General features: G+C 64.0%; 22 protein-coding genes. 17 read left to right on the top strand and 5 right to left on the bottom strand.

The genetic code is table 11. From position 1 onward, the window contains the following. Positions 1 to 35 precede the first annotated feature (35 nt). The gene (locus BLW40_RS00475) at positions 36 to 1,139 is read right to left on the bottom strand and encodes a branched-chain amino acid ABC transporter substrate-binding protein (protein WP_074764469.1); all 1,104 of its coding nucleotides are present in this window, start codon (positions 1,137 to 1,139) and stop codon (positions 36 to 38) included. Positions 1,140 to 1,357: 218 nt separating this feature from the next. Between BLW40_RS00475 and BLW40_RS00470 the strand changes: the two genes are divergently transcribed. The 6 genes from BLW40_RS00470 to modC all read left to right on the top strand — a co-directional run bounded on the left by BLW40_RS00470 (position 1,358) and on the right by modC (position 10,023). Continuing rightward, on the top strand, positions 1,358 to 4,864 hold the full coding sequence (locus tag BLW40_RS00470; RefSeq protein ID WP_170834498.1) for a response regulator: 3,507 nt from the start codon (positions 1,358 to 1,360) through the stop codon (positions 4,862 to 4,864). After that, positions 4,861 to 5,697 (top strand): CheR family methyltransferase, encoded by an 837-nt coding sequence (locus BLW40_RS00465; protein WP_074764465.1) that lies wholly within the window; start codon positions 4,861 to 4,863, stop codon positions 5,695 to 5,697. The genes BLW40_RS00470 and BLW40_RS00465 overlap by 4 nt, the downstream gene beginning before the upstream one ends. After that, a complete protein-coding gene (locus BLW40_RS00460; RefSeq protein ID WP_074764463.1) occupies positions 5,694 to 7,301 on the top strand; it encodes a hybrid sensor histidine kinase/response regulator in 1,608 nt (535 codons plus the stop codon). Before BLW40_RS00465 ends, BLW40_RS00460 begins: the two co-directional genes overlap by 4 nt. A 109-nt stretch (positions 7,302 to 7,410) precedes the next feature. Continuing rightward, positions 7,411 to 8,178, top strand: a complete 768-nt coding sequence (gene modA, locus BLW40_RS00455) for a molybdate ABC transporter substrate-binding protein (protein WP_074765028.1) — start codon at positions 7,411 to 7,413, stop codon at positions 8,176 to 8,178. Between the two features lie 25 nt (positions 8,179 to 8,203). Then, positions 8,204 to 8,899 (top strand): molybdate ABC transporter permease subunit, encoded by a 696-nt coding sequence (modB, locus tag BLW40_RS00450; protein ID WP_074764461.1) that lies wholly within the window; start codon positions 8,204 to 8,206, stop codon positions 8,897 to 8,899. A gap of 5 nt (positions 8,900 to 8,904) precedes the next feature. Then, the gene (gene modC, locus BLW40_RS00445; protein WP_074765026.1) at positions 8,905 to 10,023 is read left to right on the top strand and encodes a molybdenum ABC transporter ATP-binding protein; all 1,119 of its coding nucleotides are present in this window, start codon (positions 8,905 to 8,907) and stop codon (positions 10,021 to 10,023) included. A 6-nt stretch (positions 10,024 to 10,029) separates the two neighbouring features. Here the strand turns inward: modC and BLW40_RS00440 are convergent, their stop codons facing one another. The 3 genes from BLW40_RS00440 to argC are packed head-to-tail and all read right to left on the bottom strand — an operon-like array spanning position 10,030 to position 13,286. Then, positions 10,030 to 11,700 (bottom strand): hypothetical protein, encoded by a 1,671-nt coding sequence (locus BLW40_RS00440; protein ID WP_074764459.1) that lies wholly within the window; start codon positions 11,698 to 11,700, stop codon positions 10,030 to 10,032. Positions 11,701 to 11,712: 12 nt separating this feature from the next. Then, entirely contained in the window at positions 11,713 to 12,237 is a 525-nt protein-coding gene (locus BLW40_RS00435; protein WP_074764457.1) for a gamma carbonic anhydrase family protein, read from the bottom strand. An 8-nt stretch (positions 12,238 to 12,245) separates the two neighbouring features. Further along, the gene (argC, locus tag BLW40_RS00430; RefSeq protein ID WP_074764455.1) at positions 12,246 to 13,286 is read right to left on the bottom strand and encodes an N-acetyl-gamma-glutamyl-phosphate reductase; all 1,041 of its coding nucleotides are present in this window, start codon (positions 13,284 to 13,286) and stop codon (positions 12,246 to 12,248) included. Positions 13,287 to 13,505: 219 nt separating this feature from the next. Between argC and BLW40_RS00425 the strand changes: the two genes are divergently transcribed. The 10 genes from BLW40_RS00425 to BLW40_RS00380 all read left to right on the top strand — a co-directional run bounded on the left by BLW40_RS00425 (position 13,506) and on the right by BLW40_RS00380 (position 23,567). Further along, positions 13,506 to 14,690, top strand: coding sequence for a GGDEF domain-containing protein (locus BLW40_RS00425; RefSeq protein WP_074764453.1), 1,185 nt, complete (start codon positions 13,506 to 13,508; stop codon positions 14,688 to 14,690). Next, positions 14,687 to 15,904 carry a deoxyguanosinetriphosphate triphosphohydrolase gene (locus tag BLW40_RS00420; protein ID WP_074764451.1) on the top strand — a complete coding sequence of 406 codons (1,218 nt, stop codon included), beginning with the start codon at positions 14,687 to 14,689 and terminating at the stop codon, positions 15,902 to 15,904. Before BLW40_RS00425 ends, BLW40_RS00420 begins: the two co-directional genes overlap by 4 nt. A gap of 124 nt (positions 15,905 to 16,028) precedes the next feature. Next, positions 16,029 to 17,783 carry an arginine--tRNA ligase gene (gene argS / locus BLW40_RS00415; protein ID WP_074764449.1) on the top strand — a complete coding sequence of 585 codons (1,755 nt, stop codon included), beginning with the start codon at positions 16,029 to 16,031 and terminating at the stop codon, positions 17,781 to 17,783. 1 nt (position 17,784) lies between these two features. Next, positions 17,785 to 18,762 (top strand): SPOR domain-containing protein, encoded by a 978-nt coding sequence (locus BLW40_RS00410; protein ID WP_074764447.1) that lies wholly within the window; start codon positions 17,785 to 17,787, stop codon positions 18,760 to 18,762. After that, positions 18,749 to 19,783, top strand: coding sequence for a beta-N-acetylhexosaminidase (gene nagZ / locus BLW40_RS00405; RefSeq protein WP_074764445.1), 1,035 nt, complete (start codon positions 18,749 to 18,751; stop codon positions 19,781 to 19,783). The genes BLW40_RS00410 and nagZ overlap by 14 nt, the downstream gene beginning before the upstream one ends. Beyond that, a complete protein-coding gene (locus BLW40_RS00400) occupies positions 19,780 to 20,460 on the top strand; it encodes a site-2 protease family protein (protein WP_074764443.1) in 681 nt (226 codons plus the stop codon). The genes nagZ and BLW40_RS00400 overlap by 4 nt, the downstream gene beginning before the upstream one ends. Positions 20,461 to 20,466: 6 nt before the next feature. Then, a complete protein-coding gene (locus BLW40_RS00395) occupies positions 20,467 to 21,303 on the top strand; it encodes a segregation and condensation protein A (protein WP_074764441.1) in 837 nt (278 codons plus the stop codon). After that, a complete protein-coding gene (gene scpB / locus BLW40_RS00390) occupies positions 21,296 to 21,958 on the top strand; it encodes an SMC-Scp complex subunit ScpB (protein ID WP_074765024.1) in 663 nt (220 codons plus the stop codon). The genes BLW40_RS00395 and scpB overlap by 8 nt, the downstream gene beginning before the upstream one ends. 81 nt (positions 21,959 to 22,039) lie before the next feature. Then, positions 22,040 to 22,876 carry a hypothetical protein gene (locus BLW40_RS00385; protein WP_074764439.1) on the top strand — a complete coding sequence of 279 codons (837 nt, stop codon included), beginning with the start codon at positions 22,040 to 22,042 and terminating at the stop codon, positions 22,874 to 22,876. Positions 22,877 to 23,048: 172 nt separating this feature from the next. Beyond that, the gene (locus BLW40_RS00380) at positions 23,049 to 23,567 is read left to right on the top strand and encodes a hypothetical protein (protein WP_074764437.1); all 519 of its coding nucleotides are present in this window, start codon (positions 23,049 to 23,051) and stop codon (positions 23,565 to 23,567) included. Between the two features lie 274 nt (positions 23,568 to 23,841). On the opposite strand, the gene BLW40_RS00375 is transcribed toward BLW40_RS00380, so the two are convergent. Next, positions 23,842 to 24,993, bottom strand: a complete 1,152-nt coding sequence (locus tag BLW40_RS00375) for a bifunctional 2-C-methyl-D-erythritol 4-phosphate cytidylyltransferase/2-C-methyl-D-erythritol 2,4-cyclodiphosphate synthase (RefSeq protein ID WP_074764435.1) — start codon at positions 24,991 to 24,993, stop codon at positions 23,842 to 23,844. Between the two features lie 286 nt (positions 24,994 to 25,279). Between BLW40_RS00375 and BLW40_RS00370 the strand changes: the two genes are divergently transcribed. Beyond that, positions 25,280 to 26,095, top strand: coding sequence for a cytochrome C assembly family protein (locus BLW40_RS00370; RefSeq protein WP_074764433.1), 816 nt, complete (start codon positions 25,280 to 25,282; stop codon positions 26,093 to 26,095). Positions 26,096 to 26,133 lie beyond the last annotated feature (38 nt).

Below are 26,133 nucleotides of genomic sequence, written 5' to 3'. Positions count from 1 at the left end.
AGACTCGGAATCCACTCCGCGACAAGCGGGGCGGTTTACTCGGCGTATTCAGCCTTTCCGTTCTTCCACGCATACATCACGTAGCTGGGAGCGAGGATGTCGCCCTTGGAATCAAAGCCGATCCGACCCAGCACGGTATCGAAACTATTGGCTTTCAACGCCGCTGCGACTTTCCTGGAATCGGTGGTGCCAACCTTTTCGACCGCCTGCGCCCAAGCCTGGATCGAACCGTAGGTGTAAAGGGTATAGGCCTCGGGTTCGTAATTGTTTTCGCGGAAATATTTGACCAGATCGGCATTGTCGGGATTTTTGCGCGGATCGGGGCTGAAGGTCATCAGGGTGCCCTCGCCGACCGAACCGGTGATCGCCCAATATTCTTCGGTGACCAAGGCATCGCCGCCCATCAGGATCGTTTTCAGGCCTTGGTCGCGCATCTGGCGGACGATTAGCCCGCCCTCGGTGTAATAGCCGCCGAGGAATAGCAGATCGACCTTTTCCGATTTCAGTCGGGTGACCAGGGAAGAGAAATCCTTGTCGCCGACCGAAATCGCCTCGTACATCACTTCCTTGATGCCGAGACGGTGCAGTTCGTCGCGGGTGCGGTCGGCCAGTCCCTTGCCATAGGCTGAACGGTCATGAATGATCGCGACGGTTTTGCCCTTTTGGGTGCGGGCGATGTATTCGGCGGAAGTTCGGCCCTGCTGGTCGTCACGTCCGCAGGTGCGGAAGACGTTGGGCAGACCGCGCTCGGTATAGACCGGGCTGGTGGTACCGGGCGAGATTTCCAGGATGTCGGTTTCGGCATAGACGTCCGAGGCAGGAATCGACGAGCCGGAACAGAAATGCCCGGCGACGAACGGGACTTTCTTCGAAGCCATGTCGTTGGCGACCGCAACCGCCTGCTTCGGTTCGCAGGAATCGTCGCCATAAACCGCCACCAGCTTCTGACCGAGCACGCCTCCCTTGGCATTGATGTCGGCGATCACCTTTTGCGCGCCATGGCGGAATTGTTCGCCAAAGGCGGCCTTGGGGCCGGTCATCGGTCCGGCCACGCCGATGGTGATGTCGGCGTGGGCAGGAGCCTGAGCGGCCAACAAAGCCAGGACAATTGCCGCTGTGGAAAAATGTGACCTGTTCATCGGATACGCTCCTTCCGGACTGAGCCTCGACAGAAGGCTAGTTTAACAGGGCTTTTCCGCCGCGCCACGCCCGAATTGGAACGGAGACAATGGGTGGTTCGCCGACGTGGCGATTGTCTTTATCCATTGGACAAATGACGTTAGGATGTGGTGGAAGAGACTTTTGGTTGTTCCACTATTCCGCAAGATCCGCAGGTTGCTGGAGATCGTCCATGCCGATGCGTGACACATCGATCAACACCCGTCTGGTCACGGGATTCGGTCTGGTTCTGCTGATGACCGTGGCGATCGGAGCATTTGCGATCGTGCGGATTCATCAATTGTCGGAACTGACCGAACAATTGTTCGACCACCCCTTTACCGTCAGCACCGAGGCGTTACAGGCCCGGGTTTCCTTCGCCAAGATGGAAAGCTTGCTGGGCGATCTGGTTCAAGCTGTCCGACCCGAGCAGCAGGAAGATGTCGCCCGCAAGATCGCCGGACTGGATGCCGATATCCTGCGCCGTCTCGCTCTGGTTCGGGAACGCTATCTTGGCCCTACCGCCGACGTGGTTCGGATCGACCGCGCGCTGGCGGAATGGCGGGGCTATCGCGACCTGATCCTCGATCTGTCGCGGGCGCGGCGGTTCGACCAGATCGAGACCAGTCTCAATGGGCCGGGACGCGATTATGCCGCTGCGGTTGAACGCGAGATCGAGGTCGTTATTTTCTTTGCCCTCCGGCGGGCCAGTGCGTTCGAAGAACAGTCGCGGCGCGAACGGAACGACGTTGTCACCCATCTCGGCGTGCTGTTGACCGTCCTGGTTCTGCTGGGGACGGCATTGTCGATTTCGATAACCCGGGGCATTGTCCGTCCGCTCGATTCGTTGCGACGCTCGATGTTGCGATTGGCCGAGGGCAAGCTGGATACCCCCATCCTTAGCGGAGTGGGAGCCAGCGAAGTGCAGGCGATGGCTGCGGCGGTCGAGGTCTTCAAAGAATCCTCGCGACGATTGAGCGCCGAAGGTTGGGTCAAGAGCCGGGTGGCCGAGCTGACCGACCTGATGCAGCGGGCGGAAACGCCGAAAGACTATGCCCAATCCCTGATCGGCGCGCTGGTGCCGCTGCTGGGTGGAGGTGCCGGGTTATTTTACCTCCGTCAGGACGACGGCGGCCGGTTCTTCCCCCTCGGGTTCTATGGGCTCGGCGATGTCTCTCTTCCGATCAGAAACGGCGAGGGGTTGGTCGGCCAGTGCGCCCGCCAGCGTGTCCCGATCATGGTGACCGACATTCCCGAGGATTATCTCCGCATCAGTTCGGGGTTGGGAGAGGCAAAGCCCCGGCGGATTCATTTGGTTCCAGTGCAGACCAAAGGCGAGACGCTGGCGGTGATCGAGATCGCTTCGTTCTGCGCGCTTACACCGGTCCAGCAGTCGCTGCTCGACGCCATCATTCCGGTTGCCGCCCTGACGCTGGAGGTGCTGGAACGCAATATCAATACTCGCGACCTGTTGGAGGAAACCCGTCTCCAGGCCGAGGAATTGCGCGCCTCGCAGGAGGAATTGCAGCTTCAGAGTGAGGAATTGACCGCCACAAACGAGATGTTGAGGGTCCAGTCCGAGAATCTGGCCAATCAAGCCGAGGTTTTGCGCAATTCCGAAGCTGAATTGCAGACCGCCAACGAAGCCCTGGTCGAGAAGGGGGCCGCGCTGGAGGCCGCTCGCCGCGAGTCCGAACGCCGGGCGGAGGAACTCGACGAAGCCAGCCGTTACAAGTCGGAATTCCTCGCCAACATGTCGCACGAACTCCGCACCCCGCTCAACAGCCTGTTGATTCTGTCGCGGGGACTGGCCGACAACGAGGGTGGCAATCTGAGTGACGATCAGATCGAGTCCGCTCGGATCATTCATGACGGCGGAAGCCACCTTCTGCGCCTGATCAACGACATCCTCGATCTGTCGAAGGTCGAGGCGGGCAAGATGGATCTGTGTCTGGAAGACGTGCATCCCGCCGCGATAGCCGCCGCTATCCGGCGCCGCTTTGCCTCTTTGGCGGCCGAGAAGGATTTGGGATTGACCGTCGAGGTCGATCCGGACCTGCCGCAATCCATTTACGCCGACGGGGTCAAGATCGAACAGATCGTCACCAATCTGGTCGGCAACGCGATCAAATTCACCCAACAGGGCGGGATCGGGGTGCGCTTGCATCGGGTGCCCGCATTGTCCGAGACCGAGTCTGTACCCGCGTTTCGATTGGCGATCGCCGTCGCCGACACCGGGATCGGCGTTCCCGCCGACAAACTGGAGCATATCTTCCATGCCTTCGAGCAGGCCGATGGCACCACCAGTCGCCAGTATGGCGGCACCGGGCTCGGTCTTAGCATCTCGCGCCGTCTGGCCGAACTGATGGGCGGCGACATCCGGGTTGAAAGCGTCTTGGGCCGGGGCAGTACCTTTACCCTGACCCTGCCGTTGATTCCGCTGCCATCGGATCTTTCGTCGGATACTCCCCAGGACGAATCCCATCCGCTTTTGTCAGCCCCGGCTTTTCCGGATGATCGCGATGTGGTGCAGGCGGGTGATCCGGTGATTCTGATCGTCGAGGACGATGAAGCCTTTTCGCTCATCCTGTCCGATCTGGCCCATTCTCGCGGCTTTAAAAGCATTCGCGTCGGCGACGGAATCGAGGGGTTGGGACTGGCGCGAAGATTACGCCCGACCGGTATTTTGCTTGATATTGGTCTGCCCGGCCTGAATGGCTGGGCGGTGATGGAGGCGTTGAAGCACGATCCGCTGACCCGTCCGATTCCGGTCCATTTCATTTCGGCCACCAATGACAGCATTCGCGGCCTGCGGATGGGGGCCGCCGGCTTTCTGACCAAGCCGGTCGATCGCGACCGGCTGAACGAGGTGTTCGACCGATTATCTCATTTCTCGGGCGAGACTCCGCGGCGGGTGCTGATCGTCGATGACGATCCCCTCTCGCGTGCCGCCACGGCCGCCCTGATCCAGGACGATACGGTCGATCTGCGCGAGGTATCGACCGGTGCGGCCGCGCTCGACCTGCTGCGCGCCGAGCGGTTCGATTGTCTGATTCTCGATCTGATTCTGCCTGACATCAGCGGCTTTGATATGCTTGACCGCGCTCGCGCCGACGGCATCCCGCTCCCTCCGGTGGTGATTCATTCCGCCAAGGATCTCAGTTACGACGAGACGTTGCGACTACGTGATTATACGGACAGTATCGTCGTCAAGAGTGCCCGCTCGCCCGAACGATTGCTCGACGAGGTGACTCTGTTCCTTCACAGCGTCCGCGCCGTTGCCCCGCTCGAATCGCCCCAGCGCGAGGACGACCTGATCGGGCGCACGATCCTGGTGGTCGATGACGACATGCGAAACGCCTTCGCTTTGTCCAAGGCCCTGCGAAACCGGGGGTTTTCGGTGCTCGTCGCCGAGGATGGATTGAAGGCGGTGGCCCAGGTCGATCTTCATCCCGATCTCGACATGGTTTTGATGGACATCATGATGCCGGGAATGGACGGGTATGCCGCCATTGCGGAAATCCGCCGCCATCCAGGGCGGGCTACTCTGCCGATACTGGCCCTGACCGCCAAAGCGATGCCGGGCGACCGCGAACGCTGCCTTGCCGCCGGGGCCAACGAGCATGTCTCCAAGCCGATCGACATCGACCATCTGCTGGGGTTGATCCGGTTCTGGCTGCGCCCGCGCGAGGATGCCACCAGATGATTCCGGACGAGATTCAAGACATTGAGGTCCGTCTGTTCCTGGAGGCACTGCACCAGCGTCACGGTTATGATTTCCGCCATTATGCCCGCGCATCGATGCGGCGGCGGTTGTCGGCATTTGCTCGCTCTCTCGGTTATTCCACTTTGTCCGGGCTGATCCCCCGTGTCCTCCATGAAGACGAGTTCCTGCAACAGGTTCTGACCAGTCTGTCGGTCCCGGTAACCTCGATGTTCCGTGATCCCGAGGTCTTTCTGGCTTTGCGCCGCAAGGTTCTGCCCGTCCTGGAAAGCTATCCCCGCATCGCGATCTGGCAGGCCGGGTGTGCCACCGGCGAAGAAGCTTATTCCCTGGCGATCCTGCTGAAGGAAGAAGGTTTGCTGGCCAAGTCACAGATTTTCGCCACCGACATCAACGATTTCGCGCTGGCCAAGGCCGAAGAGGGGATCTATTCCGCCGAGATGGTGTCGCAGGCCTGCTCCAGCGGCTATTCCGCCGCCGGCGGAGCCGGAAGCCTGGAAGATCATCTTCACGTCGCCTATGGGTTTGTAAAATTCAACGAGGATTTGCGGTCGCGGATCGTCTTCGCGCATCATAATCTGGTCGCCGACGGCATTTTCTGCGAGGTCCACATGGTGGTCTGCCGCAATGTGCTGATCTATTTCGATCGGGTTCTGCAAAAACAGGTCCTGTCGCAGTTCTCCGATGCCCTGGTTCGGGGGGGATTCCTGTGCCTGGGGACACGGGAATCCCTTAACCCTTCGGATTCTGCCGACATCTTCCGTCCGGTGGACGAGATCAATCGCATCTTCAGAAAAGCGGAGGCCAGAAGATGACCTCGCCCGACGGTGATTTTGTTCCGCCCCGGTCCAAATTGCTGATCGTCGATGATCAGGCCGCCAATCTGGTGGCGCTAAAACGGCTGCTTTCAAAGATCGACGTCGAGGTGATGAGCGCCAGTTCGGGCAATGAAGCGCTGAAACTCTGCCTCAACCATGATTTCGCCCTGGTGCTGCTCGACGTGCAGATGCCGGAAATCGACGGTTATGAAGTCGCCGAACTGATGCGGGGCGAAGAGCAGACCCGCGACATGCCGATTATCTTCCTGACGGCAGCCCATCGCGACAACGATCATCGCCGCCGCGGTTATGGCGTCGGCGCGGTCGATTACATCGAGAAGCCGATTGACGAGGTGGTGCTGCTGTCGAAGGTGCGGGTGTTCATCGACCTGCACCGCTCTCATGCCGAGTCGAAGCGATTGCTTGGCCTGCTGACCGAGGCCAACCGCAGCCTGAGCCTTGAGGTCGAGGCGCGGCGGCGGAGTGAGGCCGAGAATCTCCGCCTCGCCGGGACCATTTTTGATTCTTCCGCCGAGGCAATCATGGTGTGCGACGCCCAGTCGCGGATCACGGCGGTTAACCCCGCCTTTTGCAAGATCACCGGCTTTTCACCCGCCGAGATCGAGGGGCGTAATCCGCGGGTGATGGGATCGGGGCGGCAAAATCGGGAGTTCTATTCCGCGATGTGGGCCGAACTGGACCAGCGCGGGACATGGCAGGGCGAGTTGTGGAATCGCCGCAAGAACGGCGAAGTCTATCCGGTCTGGTTGTCGATCGCGTTGATCCGGGGCGAGGGGGGAGCGATCGACAAATATGTCGGAATATTCTCCGACATCACCGAACGCAAACTGGCCGAACGCGAATTGATGGAAAGCCGTCTAGCCGCCGAAGAGGCCAACCGCGCCAAGTCGCATTTTCTCGCCAATGTCAGCCATGAATTCCGCACCCCGCTGAATGCGATTTTAGGCTTTTCGGAATTGCTGTTGATCGAGAGCGAGGGCGAAGGTCTCTGTGCCCGTTATCGCGAATACGCCGCCAATATTCACGACAGCGGCCAGCATCTGCTCGAACTGGTCAACGATCTGCTTGATCTGTCGAAAATCGAGGCGGGCAAATGGGTGCTTCATCCCGTTCTTTTCGCCATCACCCCGCTGGTTCACGAGTGCGCCCGCCTGCTTCAGGCCGATGCCGAAACACTGGGAATCCGGATCGGGTTCAGGACCGAACGGGCACCGCTCGCGATACACGCCGATCAACGCGCGGTGCGGCAATGCCTGCTCAATTTGTTGTCGAACGCGGTCAAATTCACTGCCGCGGGTGGACAGATCACGATCGAGGTCACCGCCGATGGGCCAATGACGTTGATCCGGGTCAGCGATAGCGGGATTGGAATCGAAGAGAAGGACATTCCCCGTCTGGTGCATCCGTTCGAACAGGTGGATTCCAACCAGGCCCGTCCCAACAAGGGAACCGGCCTTGGATTGGCGGTGGTTCACTCTCTGGTTGATCTCCATGGCGGACGGATGGATATCGACAGTATCGTGGGCAAGGGGACCACCGTCACCATCGCTTTACCGACCGCCGGAACGGAATCGGCATGAGTTCATGACCGGGATCAACCCTACCCGGTCGGGGTGGGAAAAGGCGAGACATCGTTATGGTCTTGGACTATATAAAGATGATCCTTGACCGTGAACGGAGATGTTCCGCATGCCCAGGACCCGTCTGATTGCCGCTTTGTTCGGCCTTGTTCTCACCTGTTTTTCCGTAACGGCGATGGCCGCGGAGGTGCGCGTGTTCGCTGCCGCGTCTCTGACCAACGCCCTGAACGATATCGGTGCACTCTACACCGCCCGCACCGGGGACAAGATGGTGGCGTCTTATGCCGCGTCTTCGGCGCTGGCCCGCCAGATCGAGCAGGGCGCTCCCGCCGATGTCTTCGTGTCCGCCGACCTGAAGTGGATGGACCACATGGTCGCGCAAAAGCTGGTCGATCCCGAAAGCCGTTTCAATCTGCTCGGCAATCTTCTGGTTCTGATCGCCCCCGCCAATTCCACCCTGGGCAAGATCGATTTGTCGCCGAAAACCGATATTGCCGCTTTGGCGGGCGAAGGCCGCATCGCCACCGGCAATCCGGATTCGGTTCCGGTCGGCCTCTATTTCAAGCAGGCGATGGAACGTGCCGGACAGTGGGGTGCCGTGGCTCCCAAGGTCGCCGGGGCCGACAGTGTTCGCGCCGCTTTGACCCTGGTCGAACGCGGCGAGGCTCCGCTGGGCGTCGTCTATGCCACCGATGCTGCCGTCAGCACCAAGGTCAAGGTGGTTGGCGTGTTCCCCGACAGCATGCACGATCCGATCGTCTATCCCTTCGCTCTGGTCGCGGGCAAGGATTCGGCTCCGGCGCGGGCGTTCCTCGACTTCGTGCGCAGCCCGGAAGCCAAGGGCGTGTTCGCCCGCTACGGCTTTAAAGTCAACTAGCCGACGGCGGGGTCTTTCCGTGTCCTTGTGGTTTACCCTGACCCCGCTTGAACGCGAGGCCCTGTCGCTGTCCCTGCTGGTTTCCGGCTGGGCGGTGGTGGGGTCTCTGCCGTTCGGCATCCTGTCCGCCTGGCTGCTGGCGAGGCGCGATTTTCCCGGCAAGTCGTTGTTCGATGGACTGATCCATCTGCCGCTCGTTCTGCCCCCGGTGGTGGTCGGCTATGCCTTGCTGGTCCTGCTCGGCCGCAAGGGCGTGGTGGGCGGATGGCTGTACGACTGGTTCGGCATCACCCTCGCGTTCACCTGGAAAGGGGCCGCGATCGCTTCGGCGGTGGTGGCGTTTCCCCTGATGGTCCGAGCGATCCGGCTGGCGCTCGAAGGGGTCGATCGCGGGCTGGAACAGGCGGCGCGGACGCTGGGCTGCGGCCCGATCCGGACCTTCTTTTCGGTCACGATGCCGCTGGCGATGCCCGGCGTGTTGGCCGGGGTCATCCTGGCCTTCGCCCGCTCGCTGTCGGAATTTGGTGCCACCATCACCTTCGTCTCGAATATTCCGGGCGAGACCCGGACCCTACCGATTGCGCTGTACGCCTTGACCCAGGTGCCGGGCAGCGACGAACCGGCGTTTCGCCTGTGCATCATCTCGGTGGTGGTCGCCTTTGCCGCGCTGCTGGCGTCGGAAATCCTGGCCCGGCGGATGCGCGCCCGGATGGAGGGATGACCGCAATGCTGGAAATCGACGTCACCCGCCGCCAGGGTGACTTTTCGCTGGAGATGGCCTTTACCGCCGGGGCCGGTGTCACCGCTTTGTTCGGCCGCTCCGGATCGGGCAAGACCTCGCTGGTCAACATGGTGGCCGGTCTGTCACGGCCCGATTGCGGCCGGATCGCGGTCGATGGCAAGGTTCTGTTCGACAGCCAGGCCGGGATCGACCTGCCGCCCGAAGCGCGCCGCCTGGGCTATGTCTTCCAGGAACATCGCCTGTTTCCCCATCTGTCGGTGCGCGACAATCTGTGCTTCGGCATGAAGCGGCTCCCGGTCGCCGAACGCCGCGTCTCGGTCGATCACGTCGTCGCGGTGCTGGGAATCGCTCACCTGCTCGACCGCCGCCCCACCGGCCTGTCCGGCGGTGAGAAGCAGCGCGTCGCGATCGGTCGTGCCCTGCTGGCGTCGCCCCGCATCCTGCTGATGGACGAGCCGCTGGCCTCGCTCGATGGCGGGCGCAAGAACGATCTGCTGCCCTTCATCGCCGGTCTGTCGCGCCAGTTCGACATTCCGATCGTCTATGTCAGTCACTCGATGGAAGAGGTGTTGCGGCTGGCCGATACCCTGGCACTGATTGATGCCGGACGGTTGGCCGCGATCGGACCGGTCGAGGATCTGCTGTCCTCCCCCGCTTATGCCGGACTGACCGGCCATGGTGAAGCAGGGTCGGTGTTGGCCGCGACCCTCTGTCGCGAGGATTCCGAGTACGGGATCAGCGTGTTGTCCTTCCCCGGTGGCGAGTTGAAGGTGGGGCGGCTTGCTTTGCCGATGGGAACGCCGGTGCGGGTGCGCATTCACGCCCAGGATGTCGCAATCGCGCTGGTTCCGCCCGTTGGCCTCAGCGTCCGGAACCGGCTGTCCGCCCAGGTCCGCTCGGTCGCTCCGTTCGATGGCACCCTGGTCGATGTGATGCTCGAGTGCGGCGGCTGCTCCTTGTGGTCGCGGATCACCGCCGAGGCTCAGGCCGAATTGTCATTGAAGCCGGGGATGGCGGTGACGGCCTTGGTCAAGTCGCTGACGATTGCCCGTGGCGACGTCGCCGACCGCCCGCCCGGTCAGACCGAATCCCTGCCGGGCTAGGAGCCGTTACGTCGTGGCGAAGCGGCTGCGCGGGGCGGGCAGGGCGCGGGCGGGGCGAGGCAGGTCTTTCATCAGGCCGGGACCGTTGATGAGGCTGTAGCCACCCATCACGGTTCCGGTGACGATGGCGCGGCGGCGCAAACCCCAGGCATAGACGCCGAGCCCGACCGCATCGGCTTTCTGATGCAGTCCGGCCAGGGCGTCGAGCAGATCGTCGTCGTCGGCTGGCGAGGTCGCGGAAAGGTCGTCGAGATCGGTCCCGATGGCGCTGGCACCGCAATCGGCGGCGCGGGCGGCGCGGGGCTGATCGAGCGAGACCCGCAGCATCACCTCGCGGCACAGTGGGCGCAGGGCCATAATGGTGTCGCCGAGATCGCGGGTGGCAAGGTCGTCGGGCAGGCCGAACAGTTCGAAGACGACCCGTCCACTGCGCTGGCCGTCGGTCAGATCGGCCAGCGGAGCCAGCAGCGACAGACGGCGAGCCGAACTGACCGAAGCCCAATGCAGCGGCAAGATTAGCGCGGCGCGGGGCGAGGGAGCGTCGGCGGCGCACAATTCGCGCACCGCTCCAGCGACGACGGCGCGGTCGAGCAGCAACGCGGTCTCGCCACCTTCGAACGGATAGGCGCGGCTGCCTGCGTGGGGCGTCTGCCCCGGCTGATCGACCCGGCTGATCCGCGCCTGATAGGCCCCCAGGGTTTCGCTCGTTCCCATCCAGGTCGGCCGCCAGGACAGCGACAGAACCGCATCGGCGGGCAGCGGCGGTGGGGAATCCGACCGCGGTTCGGAAACCCGTCGCGCCGTCTCCAGCGGCTTCCAGTCAGGATCGGATCGGGTGCGCTTCTGCTCGGTCTCCAGCGGTTTCCAATCCGGCTCGGTCGGCGGACGTTTTTGCCCGGTCTCCATCTTCTTCCAGCGCGGATCGACCGGATCGACCTCGCGATGGTCGGTGCGGCCCGCCCACGCCGTCTCCGCCCCCCGGTCCGACGAATCGTCAGACCCGCTGCTCTGTCCGGACAGCAGCGAACGTCTGCCCCCGCCGGTGCTGTCGGTGACCAGAACCGGCTCGGGGCGTCCGCCGCCGGGATTGTCCCGGGCGATCTGCGCCCGCGTCGCGGCGATCGCGTCGGCCAAGGCGGCAGGCTTCAGCCGCCCATCGGGGCCGATCGCGTCGGCAAGGTCGAGCTCGGCGGCCAGGGCCAGCGGCTGATCACCGGCGATAAACTGGTTGCCCAGCAGCCGGGTTCCCAATTCCTGGGCGATCACGATCGCGCGCCGCCGCCCTTCGGCATGAGAAACGGTACGGAACAGCAGGACGAAGAAATCCTGGCCCTGACGCCCGCAAACATTGCCCGCGCCAAGATGCTGGGCGATGACACCTTCGGCGATCAGCATCACCTTTTCCGACAGCCGGGTCCATTTCTCGCCGACTCCCTCGCGGAACTGAATGAGCGAGATGATCTGGAGCTTGACCTGGAAGCGGCCGGCATCCTCGGCCAGCATTTCGTCGAGGGTCAGGGTGAAAGTGTCATCGACCAGACGGTCGTCGAACGGCTCGGACGACGCGGAATCCGGCCCCGCTTCCTCTTCCTCACGGGTGGTCAGCCGACGACCGATCGCGGCCAGAGGGCGCGTCAGCCGGTTCAGCAGGCCTTTGGCGGTTCGCTTCGCATTCATTCTGGCAACGCTTTAAGCGGGGCCGTCGCGGTATTGTCGGGCCAGTTCGGTGTAATTGGCCGCCGAGACCAGGAAATGAGCCCGATCCTGCTCGGTCAGCGGACGCAGCAGCCGGGCCGGGTTGCCGCCCCATAATTCGCCGCTCTTGACCCGCTTGCCCGGCGTCACCACCGCCCCGGCGGCGACCATCGCCTCGCGCTCGATCACCACCCCGTCGAGCAGCACCGCGCCCATCCCGATGAAGCAGCAATCTTCCAGCGTGCAGCCATGCAGCACGGCGGCGTGGCCGATGGTGATGTCCGACCCGATATAGGTGCCAAAGGTCCGGCGGGTGACATGCACCACCGTGCCGTCCTGGATATTGGTCCTGGCCCCGATGCGGATTTCATTGACGTCGCCGCGCAGGATGCAGCCGAACCAGATGCTGGACTCGGCTCCGATCGTCACATCGCCGACCACGGTCGCGTTGGGCGCGATGAAAGCGGTCGCGTCGATCTCGGGCAACCGGCCCTGCCAAGGAAGGATCAAACCGCTCATATTTTGCCTCAGGGGAACATCGGTTGCAGGTCAAGGCCCTGTGTTTCGGGCAGGCCGAACATCAGATTCATGTTCTGGAGCGCCTGACCGGACGCCCCCTTGACCAGATTGTCGATCGCCGAAACCAAAATCGCCCGGCCGGAAACGCGGTCGGGAAACACCCCGATCAGACATTGGTTCGATCCGCGCACGTTACGGGTGGCGGGAACGGCTCCTTCGGGCAGCACCCGGACGAACGGTTCCTCGCGATAGATCTCGGCCAACGCCGACCGGAGCGCTCCGGCATCGGCTCCGGCGGCGGGGCGGACATGGATCGTCGAGAGCATTCCCCGGTTCATCGGCATCAGATGGGGGGTAAAGCTGACTTCGACGCTCCGCCCGGCGGCGTCGGACAGGCCCTGTTCAATCTCGGGAGCGTGGCGGTGCCCGGCGATGCCATAGGGGTGGATCCCCTCGGCGACCTCGGTATAGAGGTTGGCTTCCTTGGCGGCCCGGCCCGCGCCCGACACGCCCGACATCGCGTCGATGATAATGTCGTCGGCCTTGATCAGCCCGGCCCGCAGCAGCGGAATCAGCGGCAATTGCGCCGAGGTCGGATAGCAGCCGGGATTGGCGACCAGCCGCGCCGTGCGGATTTCCGGCCGGGCCAGTTCGGTCAGGCCATATACGGCGGTTTTCTGAAGCTCGACCGCCTGATGGGGATGGCCGTACCAGCGGGCATAGGTATCGACGTCGCGCAGCCGGAAATCGGCCGACAGGTCGCAGATCTTGACCGAGGCGGGCAGGGCGGAGATCACCTCCTGGGTGGTGCCGTGCGGCAGGCAGCAGAACACCGCGTCGATCGCAGCGAAATCGACCTGATCGATCGACACCAGATCGGGCAGGGTGAGGGCGGCGAGATGCGGGAAGACCTGGGCCATCGGTTGCCCGGCTTTGCGGTCGGCGGTCAGCGCGGTGACGCGAAAGGCGGGATGCCCGGCCAGAAAACGCAGCAATTCGGCACCGGTATAGCCGCTGGCTCCCAGGATCGCCGTCTTGATTTGGTCCATCTCACTCCCCACTCTCAAATGTCCGAACCCGCACTGCGGCGCGAACCGGACTGGACGATACCAGCCACTGCCACGCCCGACAACCCGCGCAAAAGCGGCTAGGGATACCGGTAGATGCAAGAGGGAGTTGGAGCCGAATTGTCGATGCTGGGGGAACGGGGTAGGCGGTTGTTTCCGTGGCGTGGCAGAATGGCCGGTCACGACACGCCGGATTAGATCATGCTTGATGTCCGCACTTTGCTGGTTCCCCTTGTTCTGGCTGCGATCTTTTCCGCAGGGGCCCTCTATCTGGTCAATCGCGACAATCTGCCCGTTCCCGGGGTCGCCCGCTGGGCGATCTGCAATGCGACCGGCGCGGTCGGGATGATTTTGTCGGCGATGCGGGATGTCCTGCCCGATTTCCTGGGGATTGTCGCCTCCAACACCCTGATCGTGGTGGCGCTGGCATTCTTGTTGAGCGGGTTCCATCAATTCCTTGGAAAGAAAACAAATTTTGTCTTTTACGCCGCATTGGTCGTCGTCGTCGCCGTTCTGCTGGCCTATTTTCTCTACATCACCCCCTCGATCGCGGCCCGGGTGATGGTGATGTCGACGGCGGCTTCGCTGTTGTGCGGAGCGTCCGCCTGGGTTCTGTTGCGTCCGGGGCCGTCGCCGGTTCTGGTCCGCCGCCTCTGCGGATCGGTAAATCTGGGGATGGCGATCTTTTATCTCGTGCGGACTTATGTCGCGTCGGGCGAGACGATCACCGATTTCTTCTCAGGCGCCACCTTTGTCGTCGGCGTCCATGTGTTTGGCTTCATTCATTTGCTGGTCAACACGTTTACCCAACTGATCCTGATTTCGGAACGGCTTAACGCCGATTTGAAGCGTCAGGCCAACCTCGACCCGCTGACCGGGACGTTGAACCGGCGCGCCCTCGCCCTGGTGGCGGGGAAGGCGATGGCTCGTGCCGAACGCTCGGCCCAGCCTTTGACGGTGTTGCTGTTCGATCTCGATTATTTCAAGCGGGCCAATGACACCTTCGGCCACGCTTTCGGCGATGCCCTGCTGTGCCGCTTCTCCACCCTGGTTCTGGCCTCTTTGCGGGCCGAAGACAGTTTTTGCCGGTATGGGGGCGAGGAATTCGTTGCCCTGTTGCCCGACACCGACGTCGCCCCTGCGCTCGCCGTCGCCGAACGGCTGCGGCAAGCCTATGCCGAGGACGAGACGGCACGGGGGGTCGAGGGGACGGTCAGCGTTGGACTCGCCCGCTTCGTCCGGGGCGATACGCTGGATTCGCTGATGCGCCGGGCCGATCTTGCCCTGTATCAGGCCAAGGAAGGCGGGCGCGACCGGTGTATCTTCGCCGAAGATGACGGAGGGATTGCCATTGTTCCCGCCCGGGAGGTAGTGTCCCCGGCATGAGTTTTCCGCCCGATCTCCACTCCCGTCCTTTTGGCGTCGGTGCTCACGCCTCGTTTGCCAGCGATCCCGAACGCGCGCGCGGGCGGCTTCACCCCGAGGCGGACAGCCCGACCCGCTCGCCGTTCCAGCGCGACCGCGACCGCATCATCCATTCCGCCGCGTTCCGTCGCCTGCAATACAAGACCCAGGTGTTCGTCTATCACGAGGGCGAGAATTACCGCACCCGGCTGACCCATTCGCTTGAAGTGTCGCAGATCGCCCGCTCGGTTAGCCGGATGCTGGGGCTGAACGAAGATCTGGCCGAGGCGCTGGCGCTGGCCCATGATCTCGGCCACACCCCGTTCGGCCATGCTGGCGAGGACGCGCTGGAAGAGGTGCTGCACGATTATGGCGGCTTCGACCATAACGCCCAGTCGCTGCGGATCGTCACCCGGCTGGAACGCCGCTATATCGCGTTTGACGGGCTGAATCTGACCTGGGAGACCCTGGAAGGTCTGGTCAAGCATAACGGGCCGCTGACCGGACCGCTGGCCCGCGACAAGGGGCGGCCCTTGCCCCGCGCCATCGCCGAATATGCCGAGTTGCACGATCTCGGTCTCGACAGCTTCGCCGGGCCCGAGGCCCAGGTCGCGGCGCTGTCCGACGATATCGCCTATAACAATCACGATCTTGACGACGGATTACGCGCCGGTCTGTTCTCGATCCGCGATCTGGCCGATCTGCCGCTGGTCGGGCCGCTGTTCCATCAGGTCCGCGCCGACTTCCCCGATGCCGAGCCGTCGCTGCACATCCACGAGGTGGTGCGGCGGATGATCGGGATCATGATCCTTGACCTGACCGGGGAAACCCGCCGCCGCATCGCCGAACTCCGGCCCGAAAGCGCCGACGATGTCCGCCATCTCGGCCAGCCGCTGGCGGCGTTCTCGGAAGAGATGCGCGCCCACGATGCCGCCCTGCGCGACTTTCTGTTCACCCACATGTACCGCCATTTCACCGTCAACCGGATGACCAGCAAGGGGCGACGGGTGGTCAAGGAACTGTTCCGCCTGTTGTGGTCCGAGCCGGAATGCCTGCCACCGGAATGGCGTCGCCTCACCGACGGCAAGGGCACACCCCGTACCGCCCGGGTGGTGGGCGATTACATCGCCGGGATGACCGACCGTTTCGCCCTCGACGAGCACCGGCGGATGTTCGACCTTCAGGAAAAGCCGTAAAACAGCGCCGCCGCAGGATTTCCCGGTCCCGCTTCGACGCCGCCTTGATGGCGACGGGGATGGACAGGACCGGGCGGTGGTGGCACGATCCCGACCCCCAACCTTTCCCAGCGAAATCGACACCATGAATCTGTTCCGGTATTTTCACGACGAGATCCTCGCCGCCCTTGGCCGTCTGACCGACGCCGGGGCGCTGCCGTCCGGACTCGATACCAGCCGCGTTACCGCCGAACCCCCGCGCGAGACCTCTCATGGCGACGTCGCCACCAATGCGGCGATGGTTCTGTCCAAGCCGGCGGGGATCAAGCCGCGCGATCTCGCCGAAAAGCTGGCCGCCGAACTGCGCTCCCATCCCGCGGTGGTCGCGGCCGAGATCGCCGGTCCGGGATTCATCAATCTGCGTCTGTCCGATTCGTTCTGGGCCGAGCGCCTGGGCGACGTGCTGCGCGAGGGCGTGGGATATGGCGAGTCCGATATCGGCCACTCGCTGCGCGTCAATGTCGAATACGTTTCCGCCAACCCGACCGGGCCGATGCATGTCGGCCACGCCCGTGGCGCGGTGGTCGGCGATGCGCTGGCCTCGCTGTTGAGCAAGGCCGGTCACGACGTCGCCCGCGAATATTACATCAACGATGCCGGGGCGCAGGTTGACGTGCTGGCCCGTTCGGTGCACCTGCGCTACCGCGAGGCGCTGGGCGAAGAAATCGGTCCGATCCCCGAGGGGCTGTATCCGGGCGAATATCTGAAGCCGTCGGGCGAGGATCTGGCCCGGCAGCACGGAAACCGGTTCCAGACCGCGCCCGAATCCGAGTGGCTGCCGCTGTTCCGCGACTATGCCGTCACCGCGATGATGGGAATGATCAAGAGCGATCTGGCCGCGCTGGGGGTTCGCCACGACGTCTTTATTTCCGAGCGCGGCTTGGTCGAAGCGGGCAAGGTGAGCGCGGCCGAGGAATTCCTGCTCGGCAAGGATCTGATCTATCAGGGCGTTCTGGAACCGCCGAAGGGCAAGCTGCCCGAAGATTGGGAACCCCGTCCGCAGACTCTGTTCCGCGCCACCCAGTTCGGCGACGATGTCGATCGGCCGTTGAAGAAGTCCGATGGGTCGTGGACCTATTTCGCGTCCGACATCGCCTATCACCTCGACAAATACCGTCGCGGCTTCAACGTGATGATCGACGTCTGGGGCGCCGATCACGGCGGCTATGTCAAGCGGATGCAGGCGGCGGTGGCGGCGATGACCGGCGGGCACGGCGCACTCGACGTCAAGCTGTGCCAGATGGTCAACCTGTTGAAGGGTGGCGAGCCCTACAAGATGAGCAAGCGGGCGGGCACCTTCGTCACCCTGCGCGATCTGGTCGATGCGGTCGGGCGCGACGTCGTCCGCTTCATCATGCTGACCCGCAAGAACGACGCCCATCTCGATTTCGACCTCGACAAGGTGCTGGAACAAAGCCGCGACAATCCGGTGTTCTATGTCCAGTACGCCCACGCCCGCTGTTTCTCGGTGATGCGCCATGCCGCCGAATTGTGGCCCGAAATCGACCCGCTGACCCTGGTTCCCGAACCCGTCATCCTCGGGCGCTTGACCGATCCGGCCGAGCTTGGTTTGATCAGAGCGCTTGCGGGATGGCCCCGCGTGGTGGAAAGCGCCGCCGAAGCGCACGAGCCGCATCGGATCGCCTTCTATCTGTACGATCTTGCCGCCGCGTTCCACGGTCTGTGGAACAAGGGCAAGGACGATGCCCGGTTGCGCTTCCTGATCGAGGGCGACCGCGATTTGTCCATCGCCCGGCTTGGATTGCTGCGGGCGGTGACGTTGGTGATCGCCTCGGGTCTTGGCATCATCGGCGTCGAACCCATGGAGGAAATGCGCTGACATGGCCTTGCGTCCCAGCGACGATTACGACCGCGACATTCTGGATATCATCCCGGAACGCTACGACGCCGATGCCGATTCGCATGAGGCCCGCGCGGGCCATCGCCTGCGCGGGATCGTCACGATTGTCGCGGCGGTGGTCGCGGTCGGCGCGATCGTCGCGGTCGGGCTGCATTTCATCGGCGGGCGTAAGGGGGCGGGCGACGGTGTCCCGGTGATCAAGGCCGAGGACCGCCCGTTCAAGCTGCGTCCCGACGATCGCGGCGGCATGCAGGTTCCCAACCAGGACAAGCTGGTCTATGAGCGGATGGAATCCGGATCGGAAACCGACGGGCGGGTCGAGCGGTTATTGCCACCGCCGGAAAGCCCCAAGGCTCCCCCTCGTCCCTCGACGACTCCGACCGAAACCCTGACCTTGCCGCAGGCCCCGGCGGCCGCGCCGCAAAGCGCGGCTCCGCCTGCGTCGGTCGCTCCTGCGGTTCCGACCGCTCCCGCGCCGGTTGCGGCACCTCCTGCCGGGTCGGCGCTGGCGCCGCCGCCGCCGGTGTCGTCTTATCAACCAGTGCAGACCCGTGCCGCTCCGACGGTTCCGACCTCTCCCCCTGCCGCTCCGGCTGCGACGACCAAGACGGCGGCCCCGCCCGCTGCGGCCAAGCCGCAGGTGATCACCCCGGCCCAGGTCGCCAATGTCGCGCCGCCGCCCGCCGCCGCCCCGGTCCGCCGCAGCGGCGGGGGCGATTTCGTCGTCCAGTTGGGGGCTGTGCGCGCCGCCGATCAGGCCGACAAGGAATGGGCGCGGATTCAAAAAACCTATGCCGATCTTCTGGGCGGACTGAAGTCCGATATCGTTCGGGTCGATCTGGAAGGTAAGGGTGTGTTCTGGCGCATCCGTGCCGGTGGTCTCGACGAACAATCCGCCCGTCAGATTTGTGCCGATCTTACCCGTCGTAACCAGGGGTGTATCGTTGCCCGTAAATAGTCAGCCTCCGGCGGCTCTGATTCTCGGTTGCGCCGGATTGGCGCTGACCGAGTCCGAACGCCGTCTCTTCGCTGCGGCCAATCCGTTGGGATTCATCTTGTTCGGCCGCAATATCGACACGCCGGATCAGGTGCGCGACCTGGTCGCCGCATTGCGTCAGTCGGTCGGCCGCGCCGACGCCCCGGTCCTGATTGATCAGGAGGGGGGGCGGGTCCAGCGTCTGAAGCCGCCTTATTGGCGCAAAGCGCCCCCCGGCGCGCCGTTTGCCGCCCTGGCCGAGCGTAACCGTGCCGCTGCAAAGGAAGCGTTGCGGCTCAATTTCCGCCTGATCGGGCGCGAGCTGGCCGATCTTGGCATCGACGTCGATTGCGCCCCGGTGCTCGACGTCCCCGTCCTGGGGGCGCATGACGTGATCGGCGACCGCGCCTATGGCACCGATCCGGCCCTGGTCGCCGATCTGGCCCGCGAGGTGGCCGACGGCTTGCTCGACGAGGGGGTGATCCCGATCGTCAAGCATATTCCCGGACATGGCCGCGCCACCGTCGATAGCCACGTCGCCCTGCCGGTGGTCGAGGACTCCGCAGAGAGCCTGGAGGCCAAGGATTTCGTTCCTTTCCGGGCGCTGTCCGATGCGCCGTGGGGAATGACCGCCCATGTCGTCTATACCGCGTTCGACCGCGTGCGTCCGGCGACGACCTCGCCGATCGTGATCGAGGAGGTCATTCGCGGCCGCCTGGGCTTTGACGGCGTTCTGCTGTCCGACGATCTGTCGATGAAGGCGCTGGGCGGGCGGTTCGAGGATCGCTCCAACGACAGCCTCGATGCCGGGTGCGACATCGTCCTTCACTGCAACGGAGATATGGACGAGATGGCGGCGCTGGCCCGCGTCGTCCGGCCGTTGACCGACCGGGCGTTGGAGCGGCTGGCCCGGGGCGAGGCGCGCCGCCGTCGGCCGGTGCCGTTCGACATTGCTGCCGCCCATGCGCGGGTCGAAGCTCTGTTGTCCGTGTCGGTCCGATGAACGACGTGCTGTCGGGGATCGCCGTCTGGGCCTTGCCGGTAATCCTGGCGGTGACGCTGCATGAGGCGGCGCACGGATATGCCGCCCGGGCGATGGGGGACGACACCGCAGAACGGATGGGGCGGATTTCGCTCAACCCGCTGCGCCATGTCGATCCGTTCGGCACCGTGATCCTTCCCGCTTTTCTCGTGATCGTCGGCGGCGTGATGTTCGGCTGGGCCAAGCCGGTCCCGGTCGATTTCTCCCGCCTGCGCCCCCTGCGGCTGGGGATGATTGTTGTCGCCGCTGCCGGTCCTGCCATCAATCTGCTGATGGCGGCTTTGGCGGTGATCGGGTTCTGGCTGATTCCGTTCGTGCCCGATGCGGCCCAGCTCTGGCTGTTCGAGAATCTTAAAAACGCAATCTATATCAATCTGTTGTTGGCCGTTTTCAACATGATTCCGATTCCGCCGCTTGATGGTGGGCGGGTGTTGACCGGTCTGTTGCCCGCCCATCTGGCCATCCGGCTGGCCCGGCTGGAGCGGTTCGGCATCCTGCTGGTGCTGGGGGTTCTGTTCCTGCTGCCGATGCTGGGCAATGCGATTGGGATCAATCTCGATCTGCTGGGCGGATTGGTCGATGGCCCGGTCCGGGCGATCGCGCGGCTGTTGCTGGGAGTTCTGGGGCCGGGAGGCTGAGTGCCGATGACAGAGTCGGTCGCCGTCGCGGAGGAATTGGACGAGAGTACGGAGGCTCGTCCCGTCGCCGATCGCCTGCTGATCGACCTTGACGGGTGGGACGGCCCGCTTGATCTGCTGCTTCAATTGGCACGGGAACAAAAGGTCGATATCAGCCGGATGTCGATTCTAAGGCTTGCCGAACAGTACATTGATTTCATTGGCCGTCTCCGCAAGAACCAGCTTGATCTGGCGGCAGAATATCTGGTGATGGCGGCGTGGCTGGCCTATCTGAAATCGCGGCTGCTGCTGCCCGAGCCGGAACCCGATCCCGGCGACGAACCCAGTCCGGCGGAACTGGCCGAGGCGTTGGCCTTTCGCCTGCGCCGTCTTCAGGCGATGCAGGATTCCGGGCGAAAATTGTTCGCCGGTCCCCGCCTGGGCCGCGACGTGTTCGGCCCGGGTGCGGCCGAGGGGATCGAGGTGATCGACCGCCCGATCTTCGATCTGGGCTTCTACGACTTCCTCAAAGTTTATGCCGACCATGTCGCCCGCCGCAGGGTGACGGTGCTGACGGTCGAAGCGGCCGATCTGTGGTCGGTCGAGGATGCGCTGGCCCGGCTCGAGACGATGCTGGGGCTGGGCGCCCTGCCGGACTGGTCGGTGCTGATGGCCTATCTGCCGCCGATCGAGGGCGACGCACTGAAGATGAAATCGGCGATGGCCTCGACCTTCGTCGCCGCGCTGGAACTGGCCCGACAGGGGCGGCTGTGCCTGCGCCAGGATGGACCGGCTTATTCGCCGATCTATGTCCGGGCCGGTCAGCGCGACGGCGGCGACGAAAGCGGAGGGGACGATGACTGATCCCGATCTGGTGCGGCTGGTCGAGGCGGTGATCTTCGCCTCGGGCGAACCGGTCAGTGAACGGACCCTGGCCGCGCATCTGCCCGAGGGAACCAATCTGTCTCGCCTGCTTAACGAACTCGAAGGGCTGTATGCCGGGCGAGGAATCTCGCTGGTGCGGCGCGGGCAGGGGTGGGCCTTCCGGACCGCTGCCGATCTGGCCGGGCGGTTGCGAATCGAGCGGGCGGAGCAGCGCAGGCTGTCGCGCGCGACGGTCGAAACTCTGGCGATCATCGCCTATCACCAGCCGGTGACCCGCGCCGAAATCGAAGAGGTGCGCGGCGTTGCTCTGTCGAAAGGGACGCTCGACATCTTGTTCGCCGCTGGGTGGATCCGGCCGCGCGGGCGGCGGGCGACGCCGGGACGGCCGCTGACCTGGGGCACCACCGACGGCTTCCTGGATCATTTCGGACTCGAATCGATATCGGACTTGCCCGGGGTCAAGGAGCTTGAGGCCGCCGGTCTGCTCGATCCTAATGCCGCCGCCGGAGCCTATGGCAACCGCGCGTTTGGCGAGGGAGCGCTGGTCGATACCCTGCCCGAACCGGACGAAGACGGCGCGGGCGGAGTCGATGCGTGCGAAAGTGCACTCGATCCCGACGACGGTCCGTCATGATCCGATCAGGGGTTGAACCGGCGGGGACGCGTCCAATATGACGGTCTTGCTGGTCGTCCAGGGATAATCTGAGGGGGTGGAATGAGCGTATTGAAAGTGGCGATTCTGGCCGGACTGAGCCTGTTCGCCGCCTGTGATCCGATCCGGGCCGAAGATGCGCCCGCGGTTCCCGTCGATGTCAAATCCTTCGCTCTGGTCGATCGTGCCCCGGTTCGCACCGGGTTCGCGCCCTTCAGCATCGAAGCGGTGTCGCTGCTGCCGACCCCGCACAAACGGGACTCGTTCACCCCGACCGAAGACGAGCAGTTCCACGCATTGCGCCGCACTGTCGAACGCTTCCTCCAGCGCAAGGAAATTGCTCGTGGCTGGTCTCGCTCGAACGAAGCCAGTTTCAGCTTTGGCGACGAAATCGCCCGCTTTCCCGGAGCGGACGGTTTAGCTTATGCTGTCGAAGGAGAATTGGTGGTCCATGGCGAGACGCTGGTGCCGCTGGGGCTTCGTCTGACCGCTCCGCCCGGCGTGGTGTTGCGCTACGCCGTGGGGATGCTTGCCGCCGATCAGGAGGTGATGGCGCATGAGGGCGTGCTGGATGCGAGCAAACGCACGGTCGAATGGATGGTGAGACTCCATCCCAGCGGTCCCGATGCCGCCCTGCCGGTCCGCGCCGCGTTCGCCGTTCGCGCCGAAGGCGGCAGCGAAGAGGATCGCCGCCGCGCTCTGGCGTCGGTCTCTGCCGCCGTGATCGCCTCGTCGGATGGCCGTCTTGCCCTGGCCGAGCGTGCCCGCGACGCTTCGGAATGGCTGAAGCCCTTGCCGATGTTCCTGAAGCCGGAACAGGTCAGCGATCCCGCCCTGGAAAAGGGGGGCAAGCCGCCCAAGGACAAAAAGGCAAAGGCCGAAGGCGGAGGAGGGCATTGACGCCGTCCCGCCCGATCCGGAGTGAACCTCCGCCAGATTGTCCGGCGCGCGAGCGTTGCCGCCGGGCCGAGCGGCATGAATGTGTCGATTGTGCCGCCGGGGCCGCTGCCGCCAGATCGGCGCGGCAGGATCCGGTTTCGTTGTTTTTCCTCTCTGCCTCTCGGTGCGAGCCATGACCCCGATTCCGTCCCGCTCCCGTTCCTGGACCTCCGTGCTGACGGTGCCGTTCGCGGTGCTGCTGATGCTGTTCGAGGAATATTTGTGGGGATGGCTGAAAAGCCTGATGGCCCGGCTTGGCCGCCTGGCCTCGATCGCCCGGATCGAGGCGGTGATCGTCGCCCTGCCGCCCAAGGCCGCCGCTGTTGTCTTCCTGCTGCCTGCGCTGCTGATCCTGCCGGTCAAGCTGGCGGCGGTCTGGGCGATCGCCAGCGGGCATTTCCTGTTCGGGCTGGTGGTGCTGGTCACGGCAAAGCTTGCCGCGACGGCCCTGTTCGCGCGGCTTTACACCCTGTGCCGTCCCGCCCTGATGACGTTTGGCTGGTTCGTCTGGCTGCACGACATCATCTTGCGCGCCAAGAATTGGGCTCATGCCCGCCTGGAAAGCTGGGCAGCGTGGCGTCAGGCCAAGGCTCTGATCGCCACGCTGCGCGCCCGTTGGTTTCCTCACCGCAAGGAAGAGCAGGCTTCGTAGTCTCCCGTGAAAAAGTCCCTCGCTGTCGCTCGGTGTACTTTTTCCCGTTGGATTAAAAGGAGAAAAATGGGCTAGGGACGGCCCGGCGCCCATTTTTCGTGTTGTCTGTTTCACCCGCCTCCGATGCCGTGGGCAAAGCCCATCGGCTTCGGAGGAAACCAAATCCATCCCCGCGCAGAAAGCTTGATTGAGCACGGGGATTCTTTTTGAACCGGGGAAAAGTACACTGAGGCCAAAGGCCGAAGGACTTTTTCACGACCGGCTTCGTAAGCGGTTAGCGGGGCAGCCAGACCGAGGCGCTGGCCTGGGCGGCGATCCCTTCCGCGCGACCGGTAAAGCCCAACCCCTCGGTGGTGGTGGCCTTGACCGACACCCGACCCTGGTCGATTTTGAGAATCTCGGCCAAACGAGCCGCCATCCGAGCCCGGTGCGGACCAACCTTGGGACGCTCGCAGATCAGGGTAACATCGACATTGACGATCCGGCCGCCCCGCGCCGCCACCAGCGACGCGGCATGGGCGAGGAACTGGTCCGAGGCGGCTCCCTTCCAGCGCGGCTCGGACGGGGGGAAATGGTGGCCAATATCCCCCGCCGAGATCGCGCCGAGTACGGCGTCGGTCAAGGCGTGGAGGCCGACATCGGCGTCGGAATGGCCCAGCAGCCCGGCCTGGTGCGGCACCAGTTCGCCACACAGCCATACTCCGTTGCCCGGCCCGAACCGGTGGACGTCATAGCCGGTGGCGGTGCGGATTTCTCCCGCGCCTTCGAACAGGCGGCGCGCCCGGTCCAGATCGGCGGCGGTGGTGATCTTGACATTGTCCTCGGCCCCGGCGACCAGCGCCACCGCCAGCCCGGCCCGCTCGGCGACGGCGGCATCGTCGGTCAAGTCCTCGCCGATCACCGCCTTGTGCGCCGACAGGATATCGCCATAGCGGAATCCCTGCGGAGTCTGAGCGCGGAACAAGCTCTCGCGCGAGATCGTGTCGGAGACGAAACCGTCCTTGCCGCGCTTTAACGTGTCGGCGACCGGCACCACCGGCAAGGCGGCTGCTTGCGAGGCCAGCGCGGAAACGACCCGCCCAATCGTGCCTGCGTCAATGAAGGGGCGGGCGGCGTCATGGATCAGCACCCGTTCGGGCGCAAGATCGGCCAGGCTTTCGAGACCGAGACGAACTGAATCCTGACGGCTGGCTCCCCCTGCCACCGGCTCCAGCAGCGCCAGACCGGACGCTGCGATATCGTAAAGCTGGCGGTCGTCGGGGTGAATCACTGCCCGCACCGCGTCGATCTCGGGATTGGTGGCGAACGCGGCCAAGGTGTGGCGCAGCACCATCCGTCCGGCAAGATCGTGATACTGCTTGGGCAAATCGCCGCCGAACCGGCGTCCGCGCCCCGCCGCCACCACCAGCACCACCGTTTTGCCCATGATCGTCCTCCAATGGCCTAAAGAGGCGACAGCCTATGCGGCAAGGACGGGCTTGCCAAGGGACAAGGCGCGCTTATCTGAAACCCTGCGGGCGGTCATAGACGGGACTATGACTCTCCGGAGAAAGAGAGAGGCCGGAACGGAATCGGGCTTTCGCGTCGGCAAAGGGAGAAATATGATTTGTCGGCTATCCTGAGCCGAAGCTGCGGCCAGCGCGGGGGAGATCCCCGCCCGTGTCATCACTCCGCCAGTTTGCATGAACCAAAAGAATGGTATAGTCCGACCCATGTCGCCGCTTCTTCTTAACATTATCGCCCTCGTCGCTCTGGTTCCGGCCGCGACGGTTTCCTTCAGACCCCATGCCGGTCGCGACGGCCGTTTCTGGGCTGCGACCCTTCTTGCCGTCATCGCCCCGTCGATCTGGGGCGGCTGGCTGATGAGCGGCGAATGGTTGACCAGTCTTTCGGCCGGATTGTGGGTCAGCATCGCTGGCAGCGCCGCGATGTATGCCTTGCTGTCGGTGACGACGCCGCAGGCGTGGCGTCTGGGGCCGCTGCTGATGCCGTTCCTTGCCGCTGTCGGGCTGTTGGCCTCGATGGTCAGCTGGGTCGAGGGCGCGCCGCCGCCGATGACCGGCGGGGCCAGCGCGGCGTGGGTCGATCTCCATATCATCGTTTCGGTCATGACCTATTCGCTGCTGACCGTGGCGGCGGTGGCGTCGGCCTCAATCTTCCTCCAGGAGCGGGCGCTGAAGCGCAAACGGCCGACAGCGCTGACCCGGCTGCTTCCCAGCGTCGCCGACGCCGAACGGATGTCCGGTCGCCTGTTGCTCGACAGCGAGGTCGTGCTGGGGCTCGGCCTGTTGACCGGGCTGGCGCTGCATTATGTCGAAACCGGCTCGTTCATCACCTTCGAGCATAAGGCCCTGCTGTCGCTGCTGGCCTTCGTCCTGATCGGTATGCTGCTGATCGGTCATCGCATCTGCGGCGTGCGCGGCCGTCTCGCCGCCCGGGTGGTTCTGGTTGCCTATCTTCTCCTCACTTTAGCCTATCCCGGGGTAAAGTTCGTGCAGCAGGTGCTGTTGACGGCTCCGCTCGGCTGAGACAGCCCCCGGCTCGGCCGTTTTTGACGTTGCGCCGG

It is taken from the genome of Magnetospirillum fulvum (assembly GCF_900108475.1).
Taxonomy (GTDB): Bacteria; Pseudomonadota; Alphaproteobacteria; order Rhodospirillales; family Magnetospirillaceae; genus Phaeospirillum; species Phaeospirillum fulvum_A.
This window is presented reverse-complemented; position numbering and strand designations above follow the sequence as displayed.